4 protein-coding genes and 1 other RNA gene are annotated in these 5,961 nt (G+C 72.4%); all 5 read right to left on the minus strand.

Going from position 1 to position 5,961, the window contains the following annotated elements; translation table 11 throughout:
• Positions 1-131 precede the first annotated feature (131 nt).
• Positions 132-602 carry a D-aminoacyl-tRNA deacylase gene (gene dtd, locus Q7W29_03660; GenBank protein ID MDO9170909.1) on the minus strand — a complete coding sequence of 157 codons (471 nt, stop codon included), beginning with the start codon at positions 600-602 and terminating at the stop codon, positions 132-134.
• Positions 603-629: 27 nt separating this feature from the next.
• Positions 630-2,810, minus strand: a complete 2,181-nt coding sequence (locus Q7W29_03665; protein ID MDO9170910.1) for a bifunctional (p)ppGpp synthetase/guanosine-3',5'-bis(diphosphate) 3'-pyrophosphohydrolase — start codon at positions 2,808-2,810, stop codon at positions 630-632.
• Positions 2,807-4,759, minus strand: coding sequence for a single-stranded-DNA-specific exonuclease RecJ (gene recJ, locus Q7W29_03670; GenBank protein ID MDO9170911.1), 1,953 nt, complete (start codon positions 4,757-4,759; stop codon positions 2,807-2,809). The genes Q7W29_03665 and recJ overlap by 4 nt, the downstream gene beginning before the upstream one ends.
• A gap of 47 nt (positions 4,760-4,806) precedes the next feature.
• Positions 4,807-5,168, minus strand: an RNA gene (gene rnpB / locus Q7W29_03675) — RNase P RNA component class A.
• A gap of 71 nt (positions 5,169-5,239) precedes the next feature.
• Positions 5,240-5,961, minus strand: a 722-nt coding sequence (locus Q7W29_03680) for a ribonuclease HI family protein (protein MDO9170912.1), incomplete at its 5' end; no start/stop codon positions are given.

The following is a 5,961-nucleotide window of genomic DNA, read 5'->3' on the forward strand; positions in this document are numbered from 1 at the left end:
CGCGGCCTCGGCGCCCGGCGCGGGGTGCACGACGAACGGCACGCCCGCGATCGCGAGCAGCTCGGCGCGGCGCGGCGAGACCGAGGCGAGGACCAGTTCCTCGCCCGCCGGCCAGTCCAGGAAGGGGCTCGTCAGCATGCCGGTGCGGTCCTCCCCCGCGCGCGCTCGCGGTCCAGGATCAGGGTGACGGGGCCGTCGTTGACCAGCTCGACCGCCATCGCGGCGCCGAAGCGGCCCTCGGCGACCGCGGGCCACTGCGCGCGCAGCAGCCCCGCGAACTCCTCGTACAGGCGCCGGGCCGCCGCGGGCGGCGCCGAACCCGTGAAGCTGGGGCGCAGCCCCCGGCTCAGGTCCCCGTAGAGGGTGAACTGCGAGACCAGCAGGATCCCGCCGCCCACCTCGCGCAGCGAACGGTTCATCAGCCCCGCGTCGTCGCCGAAGAGCCGCAGGTCCGGCAGCTTGCGCGCCGTCCAGCCCAGCTCGTCCGCGGTGTCGTCCGGCGCGAAGGCGGCGAGCACCAGCAGGCCGCCGCCGATCTCGCCGACGACCTCGCCCTCCACCCGCACCGCGGCGCGGGACACGCGTTGCACCACACAGCGCACGGCCGTGCCTCCGTACCGTTCCGGGCGTCAGTTGAGCTGGTAGCGCTCCACGCGCTGCACGCCCTCGACGCGCCTCACCGCGAGCAGGACCCGCTCGAGGTTGTTCAAGTTGCGCACCTCGACCAGGAACGACACGACCGCCAGCTCGTGGTCGCCCTTGAAGTCGCCGCTGTGGATGTTCGTGCCGACGCCGCGGATCGCGTCGCTGAGGTCGGCCAGCAGGCCGCGGCGGTCCAGCGCCGTCACGGTGAGCTTCACCTGGAAGACCTGCTCCTCGCCCACGTCCCAGGAGACGTCGATCAGGCGCTCCGGCTCGATGTTCGCCAGGTTCGAGCAGCCGAGGCGGTGGACCGACACGCCGCGGCCGCGGGTGACGACGCCGATCACCTGGTCGCCGGGGATCGGCTCGCAGCAGCGGGCGTAGCGCACCATCAGGCTGTCCAGCCCCTGGATCTTCACGCCGGACACGCGCCGCCGCAGCAGCGCCGCGTAGATGTCCTTGCCCATGTCGACGAGCTTCTCGGGCGGCTTCTTCTCCCGCGGCTCGAGCCGCGCCAGGACCTTGGTCGACGTGAGGTCGCCGCAGCCGACCGCCGCCAGGAGCTTCTCGGTCTCGGTGTAGCCCATCTCCTGGGCGATCCCGTCCAGGTCCTTGTCCGGGTTCACGTTCAGCTTGTGGCGGCCGAACTCGCGCACGAGGATGTCGCGCCCCAGGCGCACGCTCTCCTCGAACTGGGTCGAGCGGATCCAGCGGCGGATGTGGTGGCGCGCCTTGCCGGTCTTGACGATCTCCAGCCAGGACGTGCCCGGGTGCGCGCCCTTGCTGGTGAGGATCTCGATCGTGTCGCGGTTCTTCAGCTCGGTGGTCAGGCTGACGATGCGCCCGTTCACCTTCGCGCCGACGCAGTGCAGGCCCACCGCGGAGTGCACCTCGAAGGCGAAGTCCAGGGGCGTGGCGCCGCGCGGCAGCTGGAAGATGTCGCCGCGCGGGCTGTAGACGAAGACCTCGTCCTGGAACATGTCGAGCTTCATGCCCGCCATGAACTCGCGCGGGTCGGTGACGTCCTCCTGGTACTCCATCAGCTGCTTGAGCCAGCTGACCATCCTCGAGAAGTCGATGTGCTCGTCCCCCGGGCCCTCCTTGTACTTCCAGTGCGCGGCGATGCCGATCTCGCTGCGCTCGTGCATCTCGTAGGTGCGGATCTGGATCTCGACGAACTTGCCGCCGGGCGCGCGGATCGTCGTGTGCAGGGACTGGTACATGTTGGGCTTGGGGTTGGCGATGTAGTCCTTGATGCGGTCCTGCAGCGGCGTGAACAGGCTGTGGACGATGCCCAGCGCGTGGTAGCAGTCCACCTTGGTCCGCACCAGGATGCGCAGGGCGTGCAGGTCGTACACCCGCTCGATCGGGATGTCCTGCGCCTGCATCTTGTTCCAGATGGAATAGAAGTGCTTGGGCCGGCCGACGATCTCGGCCTCGACGCCGGCCTCGGCCAGGCTCGCCTTCAGCGGCCGGCTCACCTCCTCGATGAGGTGCTCGCGGTCGGTGCGCGTCTGGAGCACGCCGTCGCCCACCGCGTAGTAGGCCTTCGGGTTCAGCACCTTGAAGGCGCGGTCCTCGAGCTCCCACTTGATCTTGGCCAGGCCGAAGCGGTGGGCCAGCGGGGCGTAGACGTCCATCGTCTCGCGCGACATGCCGGCCTGCCGCTCGTCGGCCAGGAACTCGACGGTGCGCATGTTGTGCAGGCGGTCGGCCAGCTTGATCAGGACCGTGCGGGGATCCTGCGTGATGGAGAAGACGAGCTTGCGGTAGTTCTCCGCCTGGCGCGTCTCGGGGTTGTGCGAGCGCAGGTCGCTGATCTTCGTCACGCCGTCGACCATGTGCGCCACGTCGGGCCCGAACTCGCGGCGCACCGTGTCGAGGTCCAGCGAGGTGTCCTCGACGACGTCGTGCAGCATGCCCGCCACCAGCGTGTCCACGTCGAGCCGCAGGTCGGCCAGGATGTCGGCCACGGTCAGGGCGTGCACGAAGTAGGGCTCGCCGCTCTTGCGCAGCTGGCCCTCGTGGGCCTGGCGGCCGCGGCGGTAGGCGGCCCAGAGGCGGTCGATGTCGGCGCGCGGGTTGTAGGCCCGCACCTTGCGCACGACCTCCTGCATCCCCGCCTCGAGGGCGTCCCCGGCGGGGGCCGTGTCGCGGTCCACGTTCACGACGCGTCGCCCTGCCGGATGTCCAGCAGCTGCAGTTGCACGGGCTCGACGGTCGCGCCGTTGCTGGGGCGCCAGTTGTTCGTCGCGATCTGGAACAGGATGTCCCAGCGCCGTTCCGGCAGCGAGGTCCGGCCGCCGGGCAGGCTCCCGAGCATGGCGTGCCAGGCCTTGCCGCTCCCGAAGCTGATGAACGGCAGCGAGAGGGCGGGCGTGCCCCCGGCGCGCGGCTGTCCGGGCCCGGCGAAGCGGAAGCGCAGGTGCTCGCCCCCGCGGCCCACGGGCGCGGGGGCCCCGGACAGGCGCAGCCCGTCGCAGCGGAACACCGGCGCGCGGTTGCCCTCGCCGAACGGCTCCAGCAGCGCGCATTCCTGGTTCAGCTGCGTCACCTCCTGCACCGTCATCGAGCCCATCGACAGTTCGAGGTCGTAGGTCTCGGGCACGCCGGCCTGCGCCGGCGCCTCGCGCAGCGCGGCCAGGAAGGCCGCGCGGAACGCGTCGAGATCGCGCGTGCGCAGGGTCATGCCGGCCGCCTGGGCGTGCCCGCCGTAGCGCACCAGCATCCCGGCGCAGCGGTCGAGCACGGCCTTGATGTCGACGCCGGGCACGCTCCGCGCCGACCCCCGCGACTCCTCGCCCTCGAGCGAGAACAGGATCGACGGCACGTTGAAGCGTTCCACGAGCCGGGCGGCGCTGATGCCGATCACGCCCCGGTGCCAGCCCTCGTCGCCCAGGATCAGGCCCGGGTCGCCGCGCTCGGCGAAGGGCAGCGCCTTGATCACCGCCTCGTCCATGACCCGCTGGTCGGTGTCGCGGCGGCGCTTGTTCGTCTCGTCGGCCTCGTCGGCCAGGGCGCGGGCCTCATCGGCGTCCCGCGTCAACAGCAGGTCCAGCGCGGCCTGGACGCGGCCGATGCGCCCGCAGGCGTTCAGGCGCGGCGCCAGCTGGTAGGCCACGTGCGTCGCGGTGACGGCCTGGCCGTGGTCGAGACCCGCCTTCTCCAGCAGCGCCCGCAGGCCCGGCCGGACCGTGCGGCGGTCCGAGATGCGTTCGAGCCCGCGGCGCACCAGCACGCGGTTCTCGTCGACCAGGGGCATCTGGTCCGCGATCAGGCCCAGGGCCGCGAGGTCCTGGACCGAGGCGAGGAAGTCCTCCGGCAGGCAGCCGGGCGCCAGCTCCGCCAGCGCCTGCGCCAGCTTGAACGCCACCGCGACGCCGCACAGTTCGGCGTTCGGGTAGCGGTTGCCCGGCCGTCGCGGGTTGACCAGCGCGTGGACGCCGGCGGGACGGGCGTCGAAGAGGTGGTGGTCCAGCACCACGACGTCCATGCCCCCGGCCAGGGCCACGGCGATCTCCTCGTGCGCGGCCGAGCCGGTGTCCACGGTCACGAGCAGACCCACGCCGGCGGCGCTCCACTCCCCGAGCATGCGCCGGGCCACGCCGTAGCCGTCGCGGGCGCGGTCGGGCACGAACGGCGGCTGCAGCTCGCAGCGCCGCCCGTCCACCGCCAACGCGCGCAGCAGTTCGGCCAGCAGCGCGGTGCCGGTCAGCCCGTCGACGTCGAAGTCGCCGTGGATGGCGACCTTCTCGCCCGCCGCCGCGGCGCGCAGCAGGCGCCGGGCGGCCGGCTCGATCTCGTCCAGCAGCAGGGGGTCGTGGAGGTGCTCGATCTCGGGGTAGAAGAAGCGCTCGAGCGCCCGTTCGCCGACGACGCCGCGCACCGCGAGCAGGGCGACGAGGTGGCCGGACACGGGGCGCGACAACGGCAGGGCGCGGCTGATCGCCTCGAGCGTCTCCGGCTCGGGCACGCCGGCGGCGCGCCAGGCGCGACCGCTCAGGACGCCGGGACGAACCGGCGCCGCCGACGGACCCACGACCGCCGCCGGACCTTTGGCCGCCGCCGGGACCGGGTCCACGCCGCCGCTCCCGCCGAATCCCAACTCGTACTGCAACGCGTCTCCATACTGCGCCGCGGTCCGCGACCGCGGCGCGGCGAAAGGACGGGAAGTCGGTCGTAAGCCGGGTTCTGTTGCCGCGTCGCGGCGACGACCATGTATCTGGGTCCGGCGTTGCCGCCGGCCTCAAGCGACCTACCCGGGAGTCATGCGAGGCGGGCCGCCTCTGCTCCCCTATGCGGTCTTGCTCCGGGTGGGGTTTGCCATGCGACGCCTGTCACCAGGCGCCCGGTGAGCTCTTACCTCGCCTTTTCACCCTTACCGCGACCTTGCGGCCGAGGCGGTATCTTTTCTGTGGCACTTTCCGTGGGATCGCTCCCCCTGGGGATTACCCAGCACCCTGCCCTGCGGAGCCCGGACTTTCCTCGAATCCCTCGCGGGACCCGCGGTCGTCTCCCCGACTTCCCGGCACCCATCATAGACGCTGGCGCCGCCCGTGTCACGGACCGGCTGCGGGGAAAGTCGGGGGCGGGAGGGTCAGTCCGGCAGGTGCCCGTCGAGGGCGAGATTCGCCAGGACGTCGGCGAGGGTGTTGCGCTCGCGCCGGATGTGCCGCACCGAGAAGCCGTCCAGCTCGCGGATCAGGTCCATCACCTGGCGATAGAACGGCAGCAGGTCCTGGCTCTTGACGCGGTACTGCCCGGAGATCTGCCGGGCCACCAGTTCGCTGTCCAGTTGCAGGCTGATGCGGGAGGCGCCCCAACCGGCGGCCAGCTCGAGGGCGCGCAGCACGGCCCGGTATTCGGCCACGTTGTTGGTGGCGACGCCGATCGTCTCGGCGTGGCGGGCGAGCAGGTCGCCGCCCTTCAATCCGAACACGATCCCCACCGAGGCCGGGCCGGGATTGCCGCGGCTCGCACCGTCGGTCCAGATCTCCAGCACCGGAGAGCCGGCCGCCGGCAGGGGCGACGCGGACAGGCCGGCCGCCGCGGGCACCGACGCCAGTTCCGGGGGCAGGGGCTCGACCGCGGGCTTGCGGCGACCGCGCGCGGCGGCACCCTTGGTCGCGACGGCCGGTTCGGCGGGAGCGCCGCCGTCCTTGGCGGGAGCGACGACGGGATCCGCCGCGGGCGCCGCGGACTCCTCGGCCAGCTCGCGCCGCCACTGGCGCAGGCGCCGCTTGAGGTCGCCCGGCGTCAGGCCGCACTCGCGGGCCAGCGCGCGCAGGTTCTCGGTGCGCTCCAGGGCGAGCAGCAGGT

The organism is bacterium, from assembly GCA_030654305.1.
GTDB lineage: Bacteria > Krumholzibacteriota > Krumholzibacteriia > LZORAL124-64-63 > LZORAL124-64-63 > PNOJ01.